Annotated in this window: 21 protein-coding genes; all 21 read right to left on the reverse strand. The window is 29.0% G+C overall.

Going from position 1 to position 23,501, the window contains the following annotated elements:
- Positions 1-152: 152 nt before the first annotated feature.
- Positions 153-1,145, reverse strand: coding sequence for a glycosyltransferase family 2 protein (locus UEQ13_RS03465; protein WP_329805014.1), 993 nt, complete (start codon positions 1,143-1,145; stop codon positions 153-155).
- Positions 1,135-2,154, reverse strand: coding sequence for an exostosin domain-containing protein (locus UEQ13_RS03470; protein WP_329805015.1), 1,020 nt, complete (start codon positions 2,152-2,154; stop codon positions 1,135-1,137). Before UEQ13_RS03470 ends, UEQ13_RS03465 begins: the two co-directional genes overlap by 11 nt.
- Positions 2,154-3,317 (reverse strand): DegT/DnrJ/EryC1/StrS family aminotransferase, encoded by a 1,164-nt coding sequence (locus UEQ13_RS03475; RefSeq protein WP_329805016.1) that lies wholly within the window; start codon positions 3,315-3,317, stop codon positions 2,154-2,156. Before UEQ13_RS03475 ends, UEQ13_RS03470 begins: the two co-directional genes overlap by 1 nt.
- Complete coding sequence (locus UEQ13_RS03480; protein ID WP_329805017.1) at positions 3,310-4,236, reverse strand: GDP-L-fucose synthase family protein; 927 nt, start codon at positions 4,234-4,236, stop codon at positions 3,310-3,312. The genes UEQ13_RS03475 and UEQ13_RS03480 overlap by 8 nt, the downstream gene beginning before the upstream one ends.
- Before the next feature lie 3 nt (positions 4,237-4,239).
- Positions 4,240-5,325, reverse strand: coding sequence for a GDP-mannose 4,6-dehydratase (gene gmd / locus UEQ13_RS03485; protein ID WP_329805018.1), 1,086 nt, complete (start codon positions 5,323-5,325; stop codon positions 4,240-4,242).
- A gap of 57 nt (positions 5,326-5,382) precedes the next feature.
- A complete protein-coding gene (locus tag UEQ13_RS03490; RefSeq protein WP_329805019.1) occupies positions 5,383-6,906 on the reverse strand; it encodes a glycosyltransferase family 2 protein in 1,524 nt (507 codons plus the stop codon).
- A gap of 5 nt (positions 6,907-6,911) precedes the next feature.
- Entirely contained in the window at positions 6,912-7,859 is a 948-nt protein-coding gene (locus UEQ13_RS03495; protein ID WP_329805020.1) for an O-fucosyltransferase family protein, read from the reverse strand.
- Entirely contained in the window at positions 7,843-9,000 is a 1,158-nt protein-coding gene (locus UEQ13_RS03500; protein WP_329805021.1) for a glycosyltransferase family 4 protein, read from the reverse strand. The genes UEQ13_RS03495 and UEQ13_RS03500 overlap by 17 nt, the downstream gene beginning before the upstream one ends.
- The gene (locus tag UEQ13_RS03505; RefSeq protein WP_329805022.1) at positions 9,000-9,875 is read right to left on the reverse strand and encodes a hypothetical protein; all 876 of its coding nucleotides are present in this window, start codon (positions 9,873-9,875) and stop codon (positions 9,000-9,002) included. Before UEQ13_RS03505 ends, UEQ13_RS03500 begins: the two co-directional genes overlap by 1 nt.
- 1 nt (position 9,876) lies before the next feature.
- Entirely contained in the window at positions 9,877-10,761 is an 885-nt protein-coding gene (locus tag UEQ13_RS03510; protein ID WP_329805023.1) for a hypothetical protein, read from the reverse strand.
- Between the two features lies 1 nt (position 10,762).
- A complete protein-coding gene (locus UEQ13_RS03515; protein WP_329805024.1) occupies positions 10,763-11,608 on the reverse strand; it encodes a hypothetical protein in 846 nt (281 codons plus the stop codon).
- 42 nt (positions 11,609-11,650) lie between these two features.
- Complete coding sequence (locus UEQ13_RS03520) at positions 11,651-13,084, reverse strand: MBOAT family O-acyltransferase (RefSeq protein ID WP_329805025.1); 1,434 nt, start codon at positions 13,082-13,084, stop codon at positions 11,651-11,653.
- A gap of 3 nt (positions 13,085-13,087) precedes the next feature.
- Complete coding sequence (locus UEQ13_RS03525) at positions 13,088-14,512, reverse strand: hypothetical protein (RefSeq protein ID WP_329805026.1); 1,425 nt, start codon at positions 14,510-14,512, stop codon at positions 13,088-13,090.
- A gap of 3 nt (positions 14,513-14,515) precedes the next feature.
- Positions 14,516-15,235: a glycosyltransferase family 2 protein gene (locus UEQ13_RS03530; RefSeq protein WP_329805027.1), complete on the reverse strand. Its 720-nt coding sequence runs from the start codon at positions 15,233-15,235 to the stop codon at positions 14,516-14,518.
- Positions 15,236-15,242: 7 nt separating this feature from the next.
- Positions 15,243-16,130, reverse strand: a complete 888-nt coding sequence (locus UEQ13_RS03535) for a hypothetical protein (protein ID WP_329805028.1) — start codon at positions 16,128-16,130, stop codon at positions 15,243-15,245.
- The gene (locus UEQ13_RS03540) at positions 16,130-17,521 is read right to left on the reverse strand and encodes a glycosyltransferase family protein (RefSeq protein ID WP_329805029.1); all 1,392 of its coding nucleotides are present in this window, start codon (positions 17,519-17,521) and stop codon (positions 16,130-16,132) included. Before UEQ13_RS03540 ends, UEQ13_RS03535 begins: the two co-directional genes overlap by 1 nt.
- 168 nt (positions 17,522-17,689) lie before the next feature.
- On the reverse strand, positions 17,690-18,565 hold the full coding sequence (locus UEQ13_RS03545) for an N-acetylneuraminate synthase family protein (protein ID WP_329805030.1): 876 nt from the start codon (positions 18,563-18,565) through the stop codon (positions 17,690-17,692).
- Positions 18,566-19,078: 513 nt separating this feature from the next.
- Entirely contained in the window at positions 19,079-20,236 is a 1,158-nt protein-coding gene (locus UEQ13_RS03550; RefSeq protein WP_329805031.1) for an acylneuraminate cytidylyltransferase, read from the reverse strand.
- Complete coding sequence (locus UEQ13_RS03555) at positions 20,196-21,014, reverse strand: hypothetical protein (RefSeq protein WP_329805032.1); 819 nt, start codon at positions 21,012-21,014, stop codon at positions 20,196-20,198. The genes UEQ13_RS03550 and UEQ13_RS03555 overlap by 41 nt, the downstream gene beginning before the upstream one ends.
- 121 nt (positions 21,015-21,135) lie before the next feature.
- Positions 21,136-22,572 (reverse strand): MBOAT family O-acyltransferase, encoded by a 1,437-nt coding sequence (locus UEQ13_RS03560; RefSeq protein WP_329805033.1) that lies wholly within the window; start codon positions 22,570-22,572, stop codon positions 21,136-21,138.
- 46 nt (positions 22,573-22,618) lie between these two features.
- Positions 22,619-23,500 carry a glycosyltransferase family 2 protein gene (locus UEQ13_RS03565; protein WP_329805034.1) on the reverse strand — a complete coding sequence of 294 codons (882 nt, stop codon included), beginning with the start codon at positions 23,498-23,500 and terminating at the stop codon, positions 22,619-22,621.
- Position 23,501 lies beyond the last annotated feature (1 nt).

Here is a 23,501-nt window from a genome sequence, read left to right on the forward strand (position 1 = left end):
TACACACCTATAAAACTAGTTTTCAAAAAATTTTGTCGCTACTCAACTTGAAAATAATGCAATATCAAATTAAAAAACTAAAGTATCAAACACACCAAATCCCCCATTCCTCAAATCTCCCAATCTCCCAATCACAACCCAAAACCCAAAACTCACATAGGTTTATTAAAAACGATAGAAAACCATCCAACGGTTCTTCCTAAACTTTCAGTAAAAGCTTCTTTGCGTTTTTTGGTGGTTAGAATATTTGCAATTCTTATGAAAGTAAGTAAAATAGTAATCGAATGCCATTTCACACAATGTATCATTTTAGGGTTTGGGTTTTTGGTACGCCAAACATACCAACCATTTCTAACAACCATTTTTCCGTAACTGAACTGATTTGGACGACCAGCTGCATCATGATGGTGTTCTAATTTGGCATTGGTATTAAAATATAACGGTCCGAGTTTAGAAATTCGTATGGTGAATTCTGCATCTTCATACAAACCGTAACCTTCAAAATACGTTGAAAATTTATGAGTAGCAAGAACTTCTTTCTTAAACGAAGAAACACCTCCCATTAATTGTTCTACTTTATAAATTTTGCCAGAAAATGGCAGAAAACTAAGACTTCTACCATGAGAAAATAGTGGTGAAAAACCAGGTAAAACATCTGAATCTAAACCCAATTTTTTTCTTAATATAAATCTTTTATCTTCAATTCTATGAAAGCCATCAAAGGTATAACAGCTTTTACTTCTCTTATAGTCAATTGCATTTTCTTCCCAATGAATTTCATTAGTAATACAACCTCCAACGCCAAATGCATCAGGAAATAGTTTATAGGCATTTATAATTTCAGAAAAATAGTTTTCATCTAAAAGAGTATCGTCATCTAAAAAACAAATGATTTCTGAAGCCGCATTTACTTTTGAAATTCCGAAATTTCTTTGCTTAGTTAAACCTCTATTAGAAGAATCAACTAAAAAATAATCTAAATTTTCATAATTAGTTTCTGAAAAAAAAAGATTTGTTTCTTCATTTAACGAACCATCAACTATAATAATTTGATTGGGATATACAGACTGATTGACTATAGAATTCATAAGAATCTCAATAGCCTTTCTTCTATTATACGTACAAATTATTAAACTAAAATTCATTTTTAAACTTATATATGGCTGCAAAATAATTCACTCTTTGAAATAATTCTAACATTAAATTTCGATTGTTTTTTTGAATTTCAATAAGCGCTTCATTTGATGACTTTTCATGAAAAACAACTAAATCTTTTAGTATATTTTCAGAATTGGTTACAACAATGTGCTTCTCCCAATCTATATAATTTTCTAAAGGTAATTTTGCATCTGATGCTATCACAACAGGAATTCTTCCCATCATTAAGGTTTCGTACAAACGTACTGAAAAATTGCCTGCACCGCGTATGCAAACGGTATATAAATTATTTTCAATATTTTTATAGAATTCCAAAGATGTTTTTTGCTTATCCTCTTCACTTTTAACTCCTGCTCTATATAATTTTCTAAGAATAAAATTAGTTGAAATTACATCAGATTTTTTTATCTTTTCTAATATTTCAAAACGTTTTAAACTTGATGGATAAAAAGATTGATAGTCACCTAAACTGGTAGTAATTTTTCTATTTACCGAAAATTTCAAATGCAAAACAAACTCTTTTACTAGTTGTATTTTACTATTATTGGCGTGACCCACAAACCCAATTTCAGGTTTTATAGATTTAGGTAAAGGTTTCCAATTATTTGTTAGTATAGTGGAATAAGCGTCAGAAACAAAGGACGGCAAAATTTCTTCATTCTCAGATAGTTTTGATTTGAAACCGCCTAATCTAAAAACAGTAACATCTTTTCTAAAAGTAATTCCAAAATCACCTGCTGCATACACCCAAACTTTTTTATTTAAAGCAATAGCTTTATCAATAAATTGGTTTAATTCTTGTTGTTTTTTATGCTTGAAAAAATAATTTATAGCTACTGGTACAAGCACAACGTCTGCAGTTTCCAATTCATCAACAAGTTGAAAATTAGATAAAGCATTTGCTGTTTTTAAAAAATGAATATCTAACAAAACCGGGAAAATTATTTTACGAAATTCCGGTGTTAAATACCTTGTATCAGTATAAATTTTTATCATTAAAACGTTAAAACGTCAAACAAATGATGAATTTCTTGTGTTAAATCCACTTGATGATTGCCAACGAAAAAGCCTTTTTTATCTAAATATTGCGCATTTTTCATTTCACCAAAAATTTCATAATCGAAATGTTTCAATACTTCATTCTTGGTAAAATCTCCAGTTACAATTGGTCGGCAATCGATTTGATTGGCTTCTAATTTTTTTACAATTTCTGCTCTGTCTAAAGTCGATTCTGGTTTAAGAATAAAACTAAATCCGAACCAACTACTGTGGTCGATATCTTTTTGAATGTAAAAGTCTTTATGGTTTTCGAATAAGGACACGAATAATTCGGCATTCTTTCTTCTATACTCTAAAAAGGATGGTAACTTTTTCAATTGCTCCACACCAATTACTCCACTCATTTCAACTGGTCGCACATTATAACCCGGTAAAATAAATCGGAACGATTCTTCAAAAGCGTTATCACTTTTGTTAGAAACATGATTTTCTTTTGGTAAATGACGTGTCCAACCGTGAGCGCGCAAACAAATCATGACATGATACATTTCTTCATCATCCGTAACAATTAATCCACCTTCCATAGTCGCCATATGGTGCGAATAAAAAGTAGAATACGTTCCCACTAAACCAAAAGTTCCAGTTTGTTTTCCTTTGAATTCAGCACCCATCGATTCGCAATTATCTTCCATTAAGACAATATCTTTATCACCAATGATTTCGTTAATCGCATCAAAATTATTAGGATTCCCTAATAAATTTACGGCTAAAATCATTTTTGTGTTATCAGAAACAGCATTTTTTAATTGTTCTAAATCGAAATTCAAAGTATGTAAATCTACATCCACAAATTTCAATTTTAAACCATATTGTGCTAATGGATAATAAGTTGTCGACCAAGAAACAGCTGGTACAATAACTTCGTCTCCTCTTTTTAATTTAGGATTTTTAGTAAAAAACAGAGCTGCAACAGCAATTAAATTAGCTGAAGAACCCGAATTGACCATAACAGCATATTTAGAATTTACATATTTTGCAAAATCTTCTTCAAATTGTTTTACGCCAGCTCCCATGGTATACATGTCTTTGGCAATAACGCCATTGATGGCTTCTATTTCTTTTTCGTCCCAAGTGGACGAAGCTAACGGATACTTAATCATGTAAAACTTCTGTTTTAAAGTAATTTAATGTGTGTTTTATTCCTTCTTTAAGGCTAGTTTGGTGTTGCCAGCCAAATTGTTTCAACTTACTATCGTCAATTAATTTCTGCTTCATACCAATGGGTTTTGACAAATCGTGTACAAATTTACCAGTGAAACCAACGGCTTCGGCAATGGCTTCGTAATATTCATTTATGGTATAATCGAAACCTAAACCAACATTTATATTTTGTGGCATTTTCTCGAAATTATCTAAAGCGTAAAAAACAAAATCGGCTAAATCACCGGTATACATAAACTCTCTTCTTGCCAAACCATCGCCCCAAATATCAATTTCTGTGGCATTATTTTGTTTGGCTTCGTATATTTTTTTAATTACCGCTGGAACCATGTGTGAATGTTCTGGCGAAAATTTATCGTATTTTCCATATAAATTACATGGAATAACGGTTTTGTATTGCAATTCTGGATTTTCTTTTACGATGTATTCACACAAACGAGTGGCAACTACTTTCGCAATGGCATAACCTTCATTTGTAGGTTCTAATTCGCCTTTTAAAATCAATTCTTCTTGTAATGGATTTTGTGCTTCTCGCGGATACATGCAAGAACTCGCCATGTTTAAAAAATAGTTCACGCCATTTTCCTTTGCTGCCATGATGATATTTCTTCCCATATCTAAATTGTAAACCAAAAAATCTACAGGACGGGCCATGTTGGCTTGAATTCCACCAACTAAACCGGCTGCATGAATAATAACATCTGGTTTATGTTGCTTGATATAGCTGTCAACCGAATCGAAATTTCTTAGGTTTAATTCGGAACTTGAAGGCGCTAAAATGTCATAATTTGAAGCTTTTTGGTGCTCCAAAATATTTTTACCCACCATTCCGTTTCCACCAGTAATTAGAATTCGCATCAATTATTCGTATTTATTTAAGGAATCTCTATCTTTAAAACGAACCACGTATTTTAAATCGTGTTCCATCATAATGTGCACCAATTCTTCAATAGAAGTTTTACTTGGATTCCATCCTAATTGCGTTCTTGCTTTTGTAGGATCACCTAATAAACTTTCTACTTCCGCTGGACGGTAATAATTTGGATCGACTTCAATAATTGTTTTTCCGGTTGCGGCACAAACACCAATTTCGTTTTCGTTTTCACCTTTCCAAACCAATTCGATACCCGCTTCTTTAAACGCTAATTCACAAAAATAACGAACCGAATATTGAACACCTGTTCCAATTACATAATCTTCTGGCGTATCTTGTTGTAACATTAACCACATACATTCCACATAATCTTTGGCATAACCCCAATCACGTAGTGAATCTAAGTTTCCTAAATATAATTTATCTTGAATGCCGTGTTTGATTCTTGAAGCTGATAACGTAATTTTTCTGGTTACGAAAGTTTCTCCTCTTCGTTCTGATTCGTGGTTGAATAAAATCCCGTTAACGGCATACATTCCATACGATTCACGGTAATTTTTCGTAATCCAAAACGCATATAATTTCGCTACACCATAAGGAGAACGAGGATAAAAAGGTGTCGTTTCTGTTTGAGGAACTTCTTGTACTTTTCCGTACAATTCTGAAGTCGAAGCTTGATAAATACGTGTTGTGTTTTCCAAACCACAAATTCTTATCGCTTCTAACAAGCGTAAGGTCCCAACGCCGTCTGTTTCTGCAGTATATTCTGGCATATCAAACGAAACTTTTACGTGAGATTGTGCCGCTAAATTGTAAATTTCATCAGGGCGAATTTCTTGAACCAAGCGAATTAAACTTGTCGCATCCGTCATATCACCATAATGCAATTTTATTTTTTTGTCTTTATGTAAATCTTTAATTAAAGAATCTATATATAAATGCTCAATACGTTCTGTATTAAAAGTAGAACTACGACGAATAATTCCGTGTACTTCATACCCTTTTTCTAATAATAATTCTGCTAAATACGAACCATCTTGCCCGTTAATCCCTGTAATTAATGCTATTTTCATAAAATTTGAAACTTCTTGAATTGAAAGTCCAAATATAACATTATCTCTGTAAATGGCTTACATATTTTTTAATTTATTTGCCCAAAATAAACTAGACTTCCAATGTTTATTAATTTCTTTTAAGGATTGAAAAGGTTTTTTCCACTTTAAAGATTGAATATAATATAAAATTTTGTAGCCATGCAGTTGTTCATTGCTTCTATATTTTAATAGATTCAGTAGTATTGTAGGTGAAGGTTTTGGAAATAGTTCTTCATCATGCCAAGGTAATATAGGTCTAGTTCTAAAACCACCCATTGGAGCCTTTAAATGAAGAATTCTTAAAAACGGGACACAAATTATATCTATTCCAATGTTTCGCAATTGCATTCCAAAATCAAAATCTTCACCGTAGCAAAATTCATAATTTTTATCAAATTTAACTTGATTTAATAGTTCTGATTTTATAAAAGAATTTCCTGAACCGTAAATGGTAGTTTGATGAATTTTATCATAAAAAATACTTTCTCCTAATTGCGGATAGGCTGTTATTAATGCTTTTAAGTTATAAAAACGAATCGCTTTAAATACATTTTCCAACAAATCAAATTCAAAAGAATTATCATCATCATTCATAAAAACCCAATCACTACTAACTTTACTTAACGCAATATTTCTAGCATTACAAGCACCTGCTTGATTTGTAAAAGTATGATCGATTTCAAATGGCCATTCGGTATCAAAAATAAAATTTAAACCAGAAATAGAATTAGGTTGTGGATTTTGCTCCACAATTATCACTTTTTTTGGTAAGAATGATTGCTTTTTTAAATCTAGTAAAACATCAAAAACATATTTTTCTCTTCCAATTGTTGGAATAATTACATCTAAACTTAATGAATTATTGAAATGTTCTTCCTTATTTTCAAACACATTAAAAGGTATACTATTTGTCTTTTTAATCTTGAAAAAAAACAAACTTGACAACAAGGGAAATATATCGAAAGACTTTCTTTTCATTAATCTAGTAAAAAAAAGAAAAAACAACCATTGAAACTTATAATGCTGTTTTACAAATTGATACAATTTAAAAGTTGATTGATTTTGTTTTTTAGAAACACTATTTTGAACCAATAAAGGTTGCGAATTACAAAACAAACCAATTAAACTAAAAGTAAATCCTATGGAATGCAATAAATAATTAGGATCCGCATTCTTGTTTTTTATTTGCGAATTAAGTTTATTTAAGACAGTTGCTTTTGTTGCACCAATACTTGCAGAAATTTGCCACGAAGCATGATTCACTTTTTTAGGAATTTTAAACAAACTGTTTTGATCAACAAAACCTAAATCACCAGATAAATATTGGTTTTCAAAAGGATTAAAATGAATAATCGATTCATTATTACCTAATAACTGTTCTATCTCATTAAAGTTAACTAATGAAACGAATTCTTCATGCAACCAAACAATTATTTCATCAGGAAACTCTTCCGATTTCTGAAATAAGGTTGTACCAAAAGAAGTTGAAAATTTTTCTATATTTTCAGCATTCTTTTTTACTTGAATTACATTTTTGTTATTATGTATTATGACAATCATTCGTATTAATTTATAACATTAAATGGCTTATTCCCTATGATTGCAGCATATCTAGAAAAACCGCTGTTGTACATTGTATCAATTTTTAGCAAAAAAACGCGTTCACTTTTCGACATAAAATAAAAATCGGTAAATGTTTTTAAATGTTCTTCAAGACTAGAAGAACTACTTTTTACATCCACATGTTTTGGAGTTCCCGAAAGTGTTTTGAAATTTGTTTTCTCTTTAATTATATTTAAAAAAACTACACTATCAGACAAAACATAAATTGGCGTATTCTCATTTTGTTTATGAATTTCATTTAATCTTTCAAGGATTTTATTTGCCAAAGTTTCTTTATCATCGTCATTCAGAACAGCAGAAGTTGTATCTGCGAAATCGCCCATTAAAGTGGTAAATCGGGTATGACAAACTATATTATTTTCTTGTGGAAGTTTAGCTATAGATTCTTTTAAAAACAAAGATTCTTTAAATAATTGTTGATAATTGTTTCGCCATAAATTAGTGTTTTCTACTTCCGAAAACTGCGAGTTTATTGTTTTTAAATAATCAATATTACAATATACAAAATAGTTTTTCTTTTTTGTTGGATGAATCAATTCTAATGGATTAACATGGAAATTATTCATTAAATACAAAACTTCATCTTGTAAAGGATTAAATTTAAAATTCTCAATTTGCCAATTAACTTCATTGGGTTCTAAAAAATCAGATAAATGAAACGGATGATTAAAATGAATTTTGAAATCGACATTCTTAATTTTAGCAACTTCGTAAAAAGAAATTACACCTTTTAATCTGTCTAATAAGCCACCATGAGAAACCACGCCATCAAAACAAATTATTATAGTGGAGCGATTTGATTTACTAAAATGAATCGATCTTAATAAATGAAAATAAATTTTTAATAAACTAAACGTGCTGCTTAAAAACTGTTTACTCTTTTTTACCATCAAGTATCTTTTTATAAAATGAAATGTTTTCCAATACTTTTTCATCAATATTAAATGTAGCAACTACTCTTTCGTTGGCTTTTTGTCCAATTTTCTTAGCTAAATCACTATTTTCAAGTAATTGTAAAATCCTTTCAGCATATAACTTATGATCTGTTGGATGTACTAAATAACCACTTTCGCCATCAATAAGCAATTCATTAGCCCAACCAATATTACTATTTACCACAGGTTTTTGCAAAGCCATGGATTCAATAGTTACCATTCCTAAAGTTTCAGCAAATGTGGGAAACAAACAAACATGTGCTTTTTTCATAAACTCTTGTACTTCGGAATAAGGAATTTTTCCTAAAAATCGCACATAAGTTTTATCTTCAATAGGAATTAAATTTTCAACCAAAGACCAAGTGGATGAGCTTTTGGTTTGAATATCATAAGAATCAGCACCAATAAAAAAGAGTTGTGCATTTGGATGTTGTTTTCTAACTTTATGAAAAATAGCAGGCAATTCTAAAACTCCTTTTTTACGAATAATAGTTCCTATGTATAACAAAAGTCCGTTTTCAAATTTTTCAGGCGAATCATTTTTAAACTGATTTAATTCTAAACCGTAATGAATCGTTGCAACTTTTTGTGCGTTAATTTTAAATAATTTAGCTGAAAGTTCACCAGCAAATTTGGTTGGCGCTATAAATGCAACGGCGTTTTGCAAGGCTATTTTTTCAAACCAATAATTTTTTAATTTTTGCTTACGATTTTCTAAGTGGCAAAAATAAGTATCACTTCCATGAAAACGAATAACCAAAGGGATTTGAAACTTCATAAAAGCAGTTATTCCTGTCCAATCTGGAGCTTCTAAAAGTTCAATTTTTTCAGCAACTACAATTTTATTAATGTAGTTTTGAATAAATTTTCGATAAAAATACCATTTCGCAAAACGATAGTTTTGATTAGGAATAAAATGAAAAGTAATGCCGTTTTCCTCAAAAACCTCTTGACTTAGTTGTCCGTAAATAAAAACCGTAACCTTTACATTTTGACGAACCAAAGCTAATACCAGATTTTTAATACTAGTACCTAAACCCCCAGAATTTACAATTTTCGGATGAGGATATTCTGGAGTTAAAAAAGCAATGTGCATTAGTTGAAAAAGGTTTTTATAATATGATTTGTGTAAAGAATCGCACCTTCATTATTTAAATGACCACAAGAAGCAAAGTATTTGTCATCTGTAACCACATTTTCAAAATTATAAATTTCTGGATAGAGTTGATGTACTTTATCAAAATAATTCAATCCTTTGGTGTTCTTGCACATAGGCGTCATTACTACTGTTAGTTTGATATTGTTGTCTTTACAAATTTGTTTTATTTCTTCATAATACTTGTTTCTAATCACTTTTAAAGAAGAAATATCGTTTTTCATATTTCCTTTTTCATCAGAAATCAAGGGATAATAGCCCTTATTATGCAAGGTGTTGGTTGGTTTCTTTGAAGTAACATCATAAACTTCTCTGAAACCAATCTTAGTATCAAACTTAATATATCTGTAAAAAGGCAAATAATAAATTTGATAAAAATCTGGTTCGTTTTTATAATGATTTTTGATGATTTCATTACCATGAATATAAGGCATGAAACGAGCAGTTGTGCCTTCATCTCTTTTTTCATTACAAATACTCAAATCAGCTTCTAAAACTAAGTTTTTAATTTCATATTTGTTGGCAATCATTAATTTTAACAACAATGAAGTTTCGAATAAATGGGCGCCACTTATACCATAATTAAAAGCTTTATAACCTTTATCTTCAAATACTTTTGTTACAAAATGATTGTTGGCTCGAGAAGTTCCCATGAAAATAACATCATACTTTTTATTTTTAGTATGAATGATGTTTTCTACTTTATTTCGTACTTCTGAGTTGGATAGTATTGAAGTATAGATAACATCTAAAAGCAAAGATGCTAGAAATAGTATGCCTAAAAATAGTATAGTTAATTTAAAAAAACGTTTCATTTTATAATTTTAGTTTTTCAATTAAAACATTGGTAAAAATTGTTGCTCCGTCATTATTAATATGAAAGTTATCATAAAAGTAAATATCATCTTTTAATAAATCTGAAAAATCATTTAAATTAGTAACTTTTCTACCTAATTCATCAAAATAAACACTATTCTTAGTTATTTTACAAGGTGCTGTATAAAAAACAACATTAATTTTATTTTTAATACAGTAATTTAAAATAAGATTATAATAAATATTTTTATTGTTTATTTTTGACGGTAATTTTAATAATTTATTGTTTTTAAACTCTCCATAAAGAGGAGAGTAACCTTTGTTTTGTAAGGTCCTTGTTGGTGTTTTAATAACATTAGCAACTACTTCTCTAAAGCCGTTTTTAGGATTAGAAATGATAAATTTATAAAAAGGCAAATATCTATACTTCCAAAAATCATTTGGTTTATTATGTTTTACATAATCTTCTATTAATTTATTTTCCTTTATGAATGGTAATGCTTCAAAAAACAATACGTTTGAAAATTCTAATTCATTATTAAAAGCAAAATCTACTTGAATTAATACTTTATCATAAGAGACTTCATATTTTTTTAATAATTGTAATATTAAGTATATGTCTTGCAATTTTGACGCTTGAAACCCTAAATTATATGCGCTTTTATTAGTCTTTTTTTCAATACTATTAATCACAACACTATTATCTACGCGAGATGAACCTAAAAAAAGATAATCAATTTTCTCATGCTTTAAAGTTCTTAATTTTTGAAATTTAGATCTAGGAACTGAAACTTCATAAATTTTTGTATAACAAAAATCTAAAAAACTGGCGCTTATTATAAGTAGCAGAGCTAATTTTAAAATATAATTTACAAATTTTTTCATTTTATAATTTTAGTTTTTGAATCAAAACATTGGTAAAAGCAACTGCGCCATCATGATTTAAATGGTTATTATTTTGAAAGTATCTATTGTGTGGCAATTCGTTAGAAAAGTCATTTAAGGCTGGAATTTTTGTTTCCAATTTATGAACAAAGCTAAAATCGTTATTTAAATTTCTATATGGTGCTGTAAAAAAAACTACTTCTTTGTGGTTTTTAATTTTATAATTAACAATTGAATCATAAAACTTGTTTTTTAAAGCAATTGTATTGGGCCATGCAAATTTGTCATTTGTAAAATGACCATACAAAGGAGCATAACCATTATTTTCAAAAGCGTTAGATTTCTTTTTTATGACATTAGATAAAACTTCCCTAACTCCTAATTTTTGAGATGTTCTACTATATCTGTAAAAAGGAATGTTTTTATTAAACCAATAATTATCAGAATCATTAAATAAGCAATGATTTGAAACAATTAAATTTTCATTTATAAAAGGTAGAATTTCATAACTTAAAACATTTGAACTTCCATTTTCCATATTAAAAATGTAATCCACTTGAATGAAAACTGTCTTAAATTTAATATTATAAAAATCTAATAATTGAAAAATCATATAAACATCTGATAATTTTGAAGCTTGAAAACCTAAATTTACAGCTTTTTTACCTGTTTTATTTTTAATTACTTCTGGAGAAATTCCATTTTCAACTCTGGATGATCCTAAAAAAACATAATCAATAGTTTGATTTTTTAAAGCTCTTAAATTTTGAAACTTGGTTCTCGGTACTGATTTTTCAAAAACAGTGGTGTAAAAAAAATCTAACGCAAAAGCGCTTACAGTAAGCATAAGTACTATTTTTAGAATATATTTTACGAAGGTTCTCATTAGTTAAAACTGAAAATAAATAAATTCTTTATAATCAGAAAAAACACCTAAGGCTAAAATGGCCATAATACAAAACAAGAGTTTTACATTTTCATATTTTCCAGAAATAGGTTCTGTTTTATATTTGTTGAACCATTCAAACAGTACAAAGACACCAATTAGTGCTAATAATTCTGGGGCATATCGCTCGTTCGATAAATATTGAATATCAAAATTTAAATTCGTAAACATCTTTTTAATGTACAACAACGCATCTGAAATGGATTTTGCTCTAAAAAAGATCCAAGCAAAGGTGGTGATAGAAAAAGTAAGTAGAATATGTAAAAGGGTTTGTAAACCCTGAACATTCCATTTGAAAGTAATATCTTCTAAGTTGCTTCTATTTCTATTAAGTAACAATAAAGGCAAGAAATAGATCGCATTAATTAATCCCCAAGCTATAAAGGTCCAATTGGCGCCATGCCAAAATCCGCTTACTAAAAAGATAATGAAAGTGTTTCGAACTTGCATCCATTTTCCGCCTTTGCTTCCGCCTAATGGAATATACAAATAATCTCTAAACCAAGACGACAACGAAATGTGCCAACGGCGCCAAAACTCTGCAATATCTCTAGAGAAATAAGGAAAATTAAAGTTCTTTAATAAGTCGATTCCAAATAATTTTGAAGTTCCTAAAGCGATATCAGAATACCCTGAAAAATCACCGTAAATTTGAAAAGCAAAATAAATCGCACCTAAAATTAAGGATAAGGAATTCATGTCTTCTTGATGATTGAAAACTTCATTGGCATACATCGCACAAGAATCGGCAATCACCACTTTTTTGACTAATCCCCAAATAATTTGATGTACACCTTCTTTGGCTTTTTGAAAATTAAATTCTCGTTTTACTTTTACTTGTGGTAATAAGTGTGTCGCACGTTCAATCGGACCAGCTACTAACAAAGGGAAATAACTTACGAAAAGGGAGTAATCGATGAAATTAGTTTCCGCTTTAATTCTTTTGTAATAAATATCAATCACATAAGATAATCCGTGAAATGTATAGAAAGAAATTCCAACGGGTAAAATTACTTTTATCAATAAGGGGTTGACTTGGAAACCAAAACCGTTAATTAATTCGGTAAAAGAGGTGGCAAAGAAATTATAATATTTAAAAATTCCTAGAAATCCTAGATTAACAATAATACTCAACCAGAACCAAAATTTTCGTTTGGAATCGGTTTCGTTTTTTTCAATCATTATGCCTGTAAAATAATCTAAAAGTGTGGAGAACACCAATAGAAAAAGGAAACGCCAGTCCCAACAAGCGTAAAAATAATAACTAGCAATGATTAACAAACTATTTTGCCAAGATTTGTTTTTATTAAAAACAAACCAATATAATATAAAAACTATCGGTAAAAAAGCCGCGAAATGAAGGGAATTGAAAAACATAGTTTATTTTTTTTTATTTAACTTATAAACATTATAGCCTTGTAATGTAATACTTTTATTTATAGAATATTTTTTACTTAATTGAGAAATTATCAATTCTTCGTCACTTGTTGAATTTGGTTTTAATTTATTAAACAAACGCGTTATTAAATAAAAACTACTCTCAAAATTTTCACTGCTTGATATTTTATTTAATTCCTTTTTACATTTAAATTTATTATCCGTAAAAGTATTAAAATCATTAATTGTTTTAAATGATTTTTCAGTTGTATAAATTTTTTCAGAACAATTTATTTTATTTAAATAATTATTTAAAGATATCACATCGTTTTCTTTATAAAACATATAATTAAAGTAACTAACAAAAACAACAATAGATATAATTATTTCACTATGATTTAAATAGTTACTAATCCTATTAATCTGTGATAAAGAATTCATAGTACTACTTAATAATAACAAGAAAAACATTCCCATATATAAAAATAATCTATCAGAAATAGGATATAAATGTAAAATATTTAGCAATAAATGTATTAGCATAGTACCTCCAATAATTACAACTTCTGCTTTATATTTATTAGCTTTTTTAAAATAAAAAAAAGATAAAATTGATAGTAAAAAAAGCAAAAGACCAACAACTTCATTCATACTATAAAAAAACACCCAAAAACTATGAAACAAAGAAATTAAGAACTTAAAAATCCCGCCATTTAAAGGCATAAAATTACCAAACCAATAAGAAGTCATATAATTTTTTAGCTCAATTGCTCCTTCCTGATTCATAAACCATATAAAATAAAAAACATATGGTAAAGGAGCCAATATTGTTAAAAAATTTTTTTTAATAAACTTTAAAACTAAATATAAACTTAGCTTTTTGTTTACTGCAAAATATAAATACATTAAGTAACTCACACATGAAAACAAAGCAACATTTGATAAAAAACTCCAAATAAAAAAAAAGATTATATTATATTTTAAAAACCATTTATGGTTGAAATAATTTATCAAAAACAAAATACCTAATAAATCAAATGTATATTGTTTAACTGTTAATGTGTTTGTTAAAAAAAAGGGGTTAAATAAAACTATGACAAACATTATTAGTAGTTCTTTAGAAAAATTATATTTTTCTACAAATCTATAAAGCAATAAAACAATAAAAATAGAACTAAAAAAACTTAATAGTTTTATATTCACCCAGAAAGAAAAAGGAAAAAAACTAATAATAAATTTCTCTAAAAATAAAAACAAAGGAGGTGCACTTTGACCTCGTTCCATTGGTAAGAGCAGTTCCAAAAAAGTATTTTCTTTAATATTACTACCTAATGAAATTTCATCTACATTAAAATAAGGACTAATAAATTGAACATAAAACCGAAATACAACTCCTAGTATTGCTAAAATTATAAAAGTTTTTTTCACAGTTTATTTTATTTTATACTTAAGAATACAATAAATAGCTCTAAAACCATCTTTCCAACCAATTTTTTTTCCTTCTTCATAAGTACGTCCATAATAAGAAATACCAACTTCATAAATTCTAATTTTAGGAATTTTTGAAATTTTTGAAGTAACTTCAGGCTCAAACCCAAATCTTTTTTCAGTTAATTTTAACGATTGTAAATACTTCACGTTAAACATTTTATAACAAGTTTCCATATCTGTTAGATTTAAATTAGTCATCATATTGGATAAAAATGTTAAAAACTTATTTCCAATAGTATGCCAAAAAAACAAAACTCTATGTGGTTTTCCTCCCATAAACCTACTACCATAAACAACATCTGCAAAGCCATCAATAATAGGTTTAATTAAAATATTAAACTCCTGAGGATCATATTCCAAATCAGCATCTTGAATAATTAAATATTCACCACTAGCTTTTTCAATGCCTGTATGCAGGGCCGCGCCTTTACCTCTATTTTCACTATGTTTTAAATATACAATATCTAAATCCCTATTGTTACTCAAATAAGTATTAATAGAATCTTCTGTATTATCAGAGGAACAATCATTTACTATAATAATTTCTTTAGCAATATTGTTTAACAAAACAACATTCTTAATTTTATCCAATATTAAATGAATAGTTGCCCCTTCATTAAACACTGGTATGACTATAGATAGTTTGGTGAATTTATTCATTTTAGTTTTATTTTTTTATTTTTTTTATGTGATTTGATAATAGTTCTGAAAATTTATGTGCTCCATTTTTATTAAGGTGATAACCATTTTTAAAATAATTCACATTAGAAATTGATGTTGAAAAATCCCATATCTCGTTATATTGTTTTTTTAATAGATTGATATATGAAATATTCTTTGTATCACTTCTAAAAGGAGAAATAAAAAACTGATGATTTGTATTGTTTTTTTCTAAATACGCTAGCATTTCTGAATTATGCTTGTTGTTTTTCACAATTTTTCTTGGTAATTCCCTTGACCAAAAAGAAGTTTCATTTCCAAAAAGTGGTTCAAAACCTTTAGTTGCATTTAAAACATTCTTCTTTTTTAATGTGGAAGAAATTAAATTTCTTATACCTAAAATAAAGTTATTTTTAGAATATTTATAAAAAGGCACATATTTTAACTCGAAAAAATCATTATCCTCAGAATAATAATTGGATATAATATTATTTTCATTGATATAAGGCAACATTTCAACATATAAAAAATTTGATTTACCCGTATTATTGTAATAGTAATCTGTTTGAATAAAAACTTTATCTGATTGAATATTATAAGCTTTTAATAATTTTAAAATCGTTAAAATATCTTTTGGACGAGCATCCATTATTCCGAAATTTATAGTTTTAACATTTAACAAACTATCTATAATATTAGGATTAACATCATTTACAACTCTTGACGAACCCAAAAACAAATAATCAAACTTTTTATTTTTTTGATTTCTAAAATATTGAAACCTGTTTGTATTTGTATATTCATAATAAACATAAGTATATAACTTATCAAAAGTTATTGAAACAAGCAATACAATGAAAATTATTTTCAACAAATAAAAACAAAATTGCTTCATCAAATTATGTTTTTAATTTCCTTCCAAATATTCTGAGAAGCTTCTGTTGGATTGTTTCCCACAATGGTTTCAAACCAAAGTTGCCCTTCTGGAACATTGGATAGTTTACCATCAATAATATCTTGAACCGTTTGTGTTAATCCTGTTTTATCAAAAGACCACAAAGCAGCATTTTTACTTGGCATAGAACGGAAATGAATATAATGATAATTTTGTCCAATATCACGAATGCCTTTTTTCAATTGTGGTTGTTCGTAATCAAAAAACAAACATGATTTATTATGAGCCACAAAGTCAAAAACCATAGATGAAGCCACATTGGCAACAAATTCTGTATATTCGCAAATGTTAGCTTGTAAGGCAAAATCTTCTTTGGATGGCATAATTTCATTCCAACTGGTTCCCACTGGTCGCCATAATGGGTCCATATTTACAATCACATCACTATATTTTTTTAAGATAGCTTCATATCTATCAGTAAAATCAACAGGACATTTTCTATAAATAATTCCTAAATTATATCCTTTTGCATTTAATTCTCTTACCGAAATAGCCAAATCTTCCACATAAAACTGATCTAATGGAGAAGTTACAATGTCATCTCCAGAATAGCAGATGTATTTTTTATGTATATCTAAATTATGTTGCGCAAAAAAAGCTTCTTTGGTTAATAATAAACTTGTATCAAAATGGCTTTCAAATTGTGGTGTTCCAGTAACTAAAACCTTATCGGCAGGCACATACGGACAATACATCAGTACTTCTTTTTTCATGTGTTCGCTCCACACAAAATAATAATCGGTTTCTACTAAAGTAGTAGCTTTTGGTAAATTATCCCATGAGAAGATAAAAGTGGCGGTCGGAATTCCTAAATCTTGAGCGGCTAAAATAGGAGCTATAGCTTGACTCGGACGTTGATTGGTACAGAAAATAAAATCTGGTTTTTCCGCAGCCAATTGTGCTTTACAATAGTTATATTTTGGACTTTTACGTTCTAATTTCGTAATTTGATTTCGTATAAACGAAACACCTTTAGCGTGGGAACAAGTAGCTACTAAAACATCAACCATGATACTTTTTACAGCTTCCTTTAACGAACCATAAGATTGCGGGAAGTTATAGGTGTTATATACTTTCTCGTTAAACTTCTTGTCAAACCAATTTAATTCGGCTCTTTTACGAGCTCTAGTAAAAATGGTAGTTAACGGATTTGTTTTATTATTTTCTAGCTTAATTTCTTTAAAACCAATTTCTTTTTCAATAGAAAAGGGAGTGTTGTTCCAATACGTAATATCGAAACCGTGTTGCTCACCAATCTGTTTAAAATTAGTTAAGGCAAAGTTTCGTAAACCTACACCATCTGGTAAAAATATAAATATTTTTTTCTTCATTTTTATCTATTAAATGCCTGCAAATATAGTATTTATTATTTTCCTTTTCAAAGCCAAAAAAGTTTGAAAAAACTAATTTCAAACAAATCACCCCATCTACCAATCTCCTCATCTCCCTATCACCATCCCCCAAAAAAAATCCCTCGTAAAAGGGACTTTTCTATACAATTAAACTTTTTGGTTTTTAAGTTTATCTCTTTGTACTTGCTCAATTGGCAAAATATCTTGACTCTTAAAGGTTAAAGCTTTATGAACTGCTCTAACATCTCTACACAACTTACGCAAACCTTCTGGTTCTAATGAAGCGGCATGATCAGTTCCTTTCCAGGTTCTATCAATTGTATAATGTCTTTCTATAATATTGGCTCCTAAAGTATAAGCTGCCATATCTACAGCAATTCCTAAATGATGTCCAGAAAAACCAATATGTTTAACTTTATCACCATATTTTTCAATTAATAAATTGATATCTAACAAACAAACATCTTCAAAAGGAACAGGGTAACCAGAAGTACAATTATAAAGTACTAAATCTTTGTTTCTTCCTTTTTCAGTGAAGAAAGCAACTAATTCATCTGTTTCGTTTTTAGTTGTCATCCCAGTAGAAATATGAATTTCTCCTTTATAATTTTCACATAACCAAGTTAGCATGTCGAAATTATTATTACAAGCAGATGGAATTTTAATAAATTCTGGATCTAAAGAAGCAATTTCTTTTGCAGAAGTAGTATCCCAAACTGATGTTGAATACACAATACCGATTTCTTCACAATACGCTTTTAACTCCGCGTGTTGTTGTACATCAAATTCTAAAAATTCTCTATGAGCGCCATACGTATCACCGTATGAATTAGACGGATTTGGATGTGGAGCATTATATTGTTCTTCTGTTAACAATTCAATATTATTTCTTTTCTGGAACTTTACAGCATCAGCATTAGAAAATATCTTGGCTATTTTAATTAATTCTTTAGCTATTTCCATGTCACCTTTGTGGTTACAACCAATTTCGGCAATGACATAAGGTATTTTATATGTATTCATTTTCATTTTATTAGAAAAGCAAAAATAGGAAAAATTTATTTAATTTTAATAGCCTTGAATATTATGATACAATTAATTATAATTTATGTTTACAATCAATAAAACCCAAAACTCAAAACCCACAACCCACAACTCAAACCCCACAACACACAACCCAAAACCCAAAACCCAAAACCCACAACCCACAACCCACAACTCAAAACCCAAAACCCAAAACTCAAACCCCACAACACACAACCCAAAACCCAAAACCCAAAACTCAAACCCCACAACACACAACCCAAAACCCAAAACTCACAACCCAAAACCCACAACCCAAAACCCACAACACACAACCCAAAACCCAAAACCCAAAACTCACAACTCACAACCCAAAACCCACAACCCACAACACACAACCCAAAACCCAAAACCCAAAACTCACAACTCACAACTCACAACCCACAACTCACAACCCACAACCCACAACTCAAAACCCACAAGCTCAGCTTGACAATAAAAACAAAGAATTAACTAAAATCTAGTATTATATTTCATAATCCATTCGCAAACTTCTCTTATGGCTCCATCAGCGGAATTATTATTTAAAACTACATCCACGTGATGTTTTACAATCGACGTCGCATTATTGGGCGCAAACGACCAACCAACCGTACATAAATTAGCCAAATCATTTACATCATCGCCCACGTAAGCTAAATTGCCCCAAGTAGTCTTTTGTTCATTCACAAAATTTTGAAGAAAAGAATATTTGTCTTTAACACCTAAAAAAGTGTGTTTAATTTGCAGTTTTTGCATTCGTTTAGCGACTAAATCAGAGTTTTCAGAAGTGATTACCACAACTTCAACAGAATTCTGACGTAAAATTTCCAAGCCCATTCCGTCCCGCATATCAAATTTTTTCATCAATTCACCTTCAGCTCCATAATACACACAACCATCTGTAAAAACTCCATCCACATCTAAAACTAAATAGGTAATTTGTTGCTGTTGTTTTTGATTCTTTTGTCTGTTCGCTAATAAATTTTCAAGTATAGTCCAATCTGAAAGTGTATCAATTTCATGTAAAGTTTCTTCAGGCATTTCAATTAAGCCAATTTTGCCACTAACTCTATTTTTGGAAGCTAAAAACGCTTCTTTAGTAGTCATGTAAATGGCGCCATTTTCCATTAATAAACCTTTAAAATCTTGGCGACGTGGTCTGTTGAAAACATCGTAATTTTGCGAAGTTCCATCTTCATTCCAAGTAAAACGATGTGTTTTTACTACTGATAAAACAGAAACAGTATTGGCAACATACATATTGGCAATAGCCTCATTAATATTGGCAGAAGTTGTCATCGGAGAAGTCGCCTGCAATAAGCACAACATATCAAAATCAAAGTTTATTTTTTCAGCAAATTCTAACATCGCACTTTCGGTGGAAGCGGTATCATTAGCGTTATCTTCATTACGAAGTAAACCTTTTACTTTTGGTGACCAAGCATATTCTTTGGCAAGAAAAGCAAGTGTTTCTTCATCGTCTGTAAAAACGTATACTTCATCTAAATCGGAAAAAATGGCTTCGCCCAAAACCCATGAAAACAAAGGACGACCTAACATTTTCTTTTTGTTTTTACCTGGAATTCCTTTAGATCCTTTTCTTATGGGTATAATGGCTACTTTTTTCATGATTTTTATTTAAAAATTCAGCAATTTCATTAGTGAAAACTTTGGCACCTCTATCGTTTAAATGAGATTCATTATAAAAATAAGGTTTTTCCAAATATCTTTTATCATTTTTATTATAAACATATTTATTCGTTGTAGAAAATTTTAATTTATCAATACGATTTTCAAATTGTTTATTTAAATATTTAAAATTAGGTGGAAAAATATAGGTTAACTTAATTCCTTTATTTTTACATATTTGTTGAATCTCTTGAAACTGGATTAATTTTTCTGGAAGCTCTTGTTTTTCATCATAATTTTTATTCTTTATAAAATTAAAATTAGGATTTGGTGAAATCGTATCTAAAGATGCAGAGCCGCATGGCAAAAGTTTATCTATATGATCAAAAGACCTAAGAAATTTAAAACTATTTTTATTCAATCTTGCAGAATAAAAAAAATTAGCAAAAAGGGAAATTTGCTTTCTTTCAATCAATTCTTGATAATAATAATTATACTTTACTAAAGGAAACAATCTATCAAACCTAAAATTCAATGACTTATCATTATACAATTCCTTTTCATCGTCTAAAACTAAAAGCAAATGTTTAGGTTTTGCATTATATTTCAGCAATGTTTTTAAAACAAATAGTTGAAAGTCTAAATTTGAACCTTGATAGCCTAGGTTAAAACAAGACATATTTGTTTTCTTTTCAATTAAATAGGCAAATATGTTATTTTGAGCACGAGACGATCCTAAAATAATAATTTCTTTATTTATTTCTCCATTAATTAACAATTCTAATCGTTTATCATTTTCTTGATTTGGTAATTTATTAAGTTTAAAATAGAATAATTTATCAACAATAAAAAATAGAATAAAAAACAGAATTAGGGTTTTAAAAAATTTCGTCATATCGTTAAAATTGAAAATAAATAAAAACTTGTTCTTTAGTATTAAAGATAAAACAAAGCATTATTAGAATTATATAAAAAACCCAACTTATCAGTATGTTTTTTTTCAAAAACAACTTTTCAATTGCAAAATTATCTCTTCTTCCAATCCATTCTATTAACACAAAAATTAAAATTAAAATAATAACATAAGAAGGTCTAACTGCTGGCAATGAAATCAAGCTTTTTGTAAAAATTCCTTTAATATATGAAATGGCATGTGATAAAGAAGTTGCTCTAAAAAAAATCCAAGCGAAAACCGTTAATCCGAATGTGACTAAAATGGAAAGCAACTCTTTAAAAGTTGGAAGATTTCTGTTAAACGCGACAATTTCCATGTGATTTCTATTCGTATTTGATAATAAAGAGGGTAAGAAATATAAGGCATTTAAAGCGCCCCAAACAATAAAAGTCCAGTTGGCACCATGCCAAAATCCACTTACTAAAAAAATGATAAATGTATTTCTAATTTTCATTTTTAATCCACCAACACTTCCGCCAAGTGGAATATATAAATAATCTTTAAACCAAGAAGAAAGGGAAATGTGCCAACGACGCCAAAACTCGGCAATATCTCTGGAGAAATAAGGAAAATTAAAGTTTTTTAATAATTCCATTCCGAACAAACGAGACGTTCCTAAGGCGATATCAGAATAACCTGAAAAGTCGCCATAAATTTGAAACGAAAAAAACAAGGCACCCATAATTAATGTGGAACCAGAATAATCGTCAGAAGTATTAAAAATTAAATTGGCATACTCGGCACAGTTATCTGCAATAACAATTTTCTTAAACAAACCCCATAAAATTTGTCGTAAGCCATCAACAGCTTGTGTATAATTAAAAGTTCTTTTCTTTTTTATTTGTGGTAATAAATGTGTGGCACGTTCAATTGGACCAGCAACTAACAAGGGGAAATAGCAAACAAATACGGCATAATTGATAAAGTTGCTCTCTGCTGCAATTCGTTTTTTATAAATATCAATCACATACGAAAGTCCGTGAAAAGTGTAAAAAGAAATTCCTACGGGTAAAATTACTTTTATAGTCCACATATCAATTTTATGTCCAAATACAGAAACTACATCCTGAATGGAATCTACAAAAAAGTTATAATATTTAAATACGCCTAAAAACCCTAAATTGATACCTATACTTAACCAAAACCAAAATTTTCTATTTTTTTCTGAAGTGCTATTTTCAATTTTAATCCCAGAATAATAATCTAGAAGAGTTGAAAAGATAAGTAAAAACAAAAAACGAAAATCCCAACAAGCATAAAAATAATAACTGGCAACCAATAATAGAACATTCTGAAATTTCAAATTATTTTTTGCTACAAACCAATACAATAGAAAAACTATTGGTAAGAAAATAGCAAAATTGATAGAGTTAAAAAGCATAAGTCGGGTTAATGGTTATAGGTTTTGGGTTAAAGGCTTTTGAATATTAATATTTTAAACCTTGTAATTGTTTAATTTTTTGCAAAGTTGCATTTTTTATTGGTTTTCTATATTTTAAAACGGAAAAAAAATGAAATAGTACTTGAAATAGGGCTACCCAAAACAATCTGAAATAGGTTAAATCTTTTAAAGCATACTTTCTAAAATTATGCAGAATTGTTTTTAAAATCAGTTTTAAAGGATGCTTACGATAAACCAGAAAAATGAAAATGGTGTTTTTCAATTGCTTTTGAAACCTAAAGTAATATTTACCTTGTTGTTGTCTTTGTAATTTATTCACTCTATGATTTACAATAATAAAATTATCATAAATAATTTCATAATCAGCATCTAAAACTTCATAAGCGACACAAGTTTCTTCACCATAAATATCCATCCATAAAGGAAAACCATTTGTTTTTTGGTACACCTCCTTTTTTATGGCAAATCCGCAACCAATAAAATCATTGGTTTGATAGTGAATTACCTCTTTTTCGGCTTGTTCTAAGGCTAAATCATCTGATTCAAAAACACCTCTAACTTCCTGAAAGGCAATAATTCCTAGTTTTGAATTGGCATGAAATAAAGTCATGCATTTTTCAATAAAAATAGCAGTAATGGGATGTGCATCATCATCTAAACCAATTAATATAGCTCCTGTTGCATTTTTATACAATTGATTTCTAGCTGGCGATGCTCCGATACTTTTAGTCACGCCAAACCATTTCACCCAAGCAAAATCTTTTTTTATGAATTCTGTAGCTTCACAACCATCAATAAAAACCAAAACTTCATGCTTAGAATGATCCATTAATTTTTGGATTTTTTCTAAAGTAAATGCAAGGGCCTCTGCCCTATTTTTGGTAACTATTACAATTGAAACGTCCATA

It is taken from the genome of Flavobacterium facile (genome assembly GCF_036321945.1).
In the GTDB taxonomy this organism is placed as follows: domain Bacteria; phylum Bacteroidota; class Bacteroidia; order Flavobacteriales; family Flavobacteriaceae; genus Flavobacterium; species Flavobacterium facile.

Bases quoted from the DNA above. Each gene is read 5' to 3' on its own strand.
- UEQ13_RS03475 (WP_329805016.1), bottom strand. From the start codon at position 3,317: ATGATTAAGTATCCGTTAGCTTCGTCCACTTGGGACGAAAAAGAAATA.
- UEQ13_RS03500 (WP_329805021.1), bottom strand. From the start codon at position 9,000: ATGCACATTGCTTTTTTAACTCCAGAATATCCTCATCCGAAAATTGTA.
- UEQ13_RS03495 (WP_329805020.1), bottom strand. From the start codon at position 7,859: ATGGTAAAAAAGAGTAAACAGTTTTTAAGCAGCACGTTTAGTTTATTA.
- gmd (WP_329805018.1), bottom strand. From the start codon at position 5,325: ATGAAAATAGCATTAATTACAGGGATTAACGGGCAAGATGGTTCGTAT.
- UEQ13_RS03540 (WP_329805029.1), bottom strand. From the start codon at position 17,521: ATGAAGAAAAAAATATTTATATTTTTACCAGATGGTGTAGGTTTACGA.
- UEQ13_RS03505 (WP_329805022.1), bottom strand. From the start codon at position 9,875: ATGAAACGTTTTTTTAAATTAACTATACTATTTTTAGGCATACTATTT.
- UEQ13_RS03530 (WP_329805027.1), bottom strand. From the start codon at position 15,235: ATGAATAAATTCACCAAACTATCTATAGTCATACCAGTGTTTAATGAA.
- UEQ13_RS03470 (WP_329805015.1), bottom strand. From the start codon at position 2,154: ATGATAAAAATTTATACTGATACAAGGTATTTAACACCGGAATTTCGT.
- UEQ13_RS03515 (WP_329805024.1), bottom strand. From the start codon at position 11,608: ATGCTTACTGTAAGCGCTTTTGCGTTAGATTTTTTTTACACCACTGTT.
- UEQ13_RS03565 (WP_329805034.1), bottom strand. From the start codon at position 23,500: ATGGACGTTTCAATTGTAATAGTTACCAAAAATAGGGCAGAGGCCCTT.
- UEQ13_RS03510 (WP_329805023.1), bottom strand. From the start codon at position 10,761: ATGAAAAAATTTGTAAATTATATTTTAAAATTAGCTCTGCTACTTATA.
- UEQ13_RS03535 (WP_329805028.1), bottom strand. From the start codon at position 16,130: ATGAAGCAATTTTGTTTTTATTTGTTGAAAATAATTTTCATTGTATTG.
- UEQ13_RS03480 (WP_329805017.1), bottom strand. From the start codon at position 4,236: ATGCGAATTCTAATTACTGGTGGAAACGGAATGGTGGGTAAAAATATT.
- UEQ13_RS03545 (WP_329805030.1), bottom strand. From the start codon at position 18,565: ATGAATACATATAAAATACCTTATGTCATTGCCGAAATTGGTTGTAAC.
- UEQ13_RS03465 (WP_329805014.1), bottom strand. From the start codon at position 1,145: ATGAATTTTAGTTTAATAATTTGTACGTATAATAGAAGAAAGGCTATT.
- UEQ13_RS03560 (WP_329805033.1), bottom strand. From the start codon at position 22,572: ATGCTTTTTAACTCTATCAATTTTGCTATTTTCTTACCAATAGTTTTT.
- UEQ13_RS03550 (WP_329805031.1), bottom strand. From the start codon at position 20,236: ATGAAAAAAGTAGCCATTATACCCATAAGAAAAGGATCTAAAGGAATT.
- UEQ13_RS03490 (WP_329805019.1), bottom strand. From the start codon at position 6,906: ATGATTGTCATAATACATAATAACAAAAATGTAATTCAAGTAAAAAAG.
- UEQ13_RS03520 (WP_329805025.1), bottom strand. From the start codon at position 13,084: ATGTTTTTCAATTCCCTTCATTTCGCGGCTTTTTTACCGATAGTTTTT.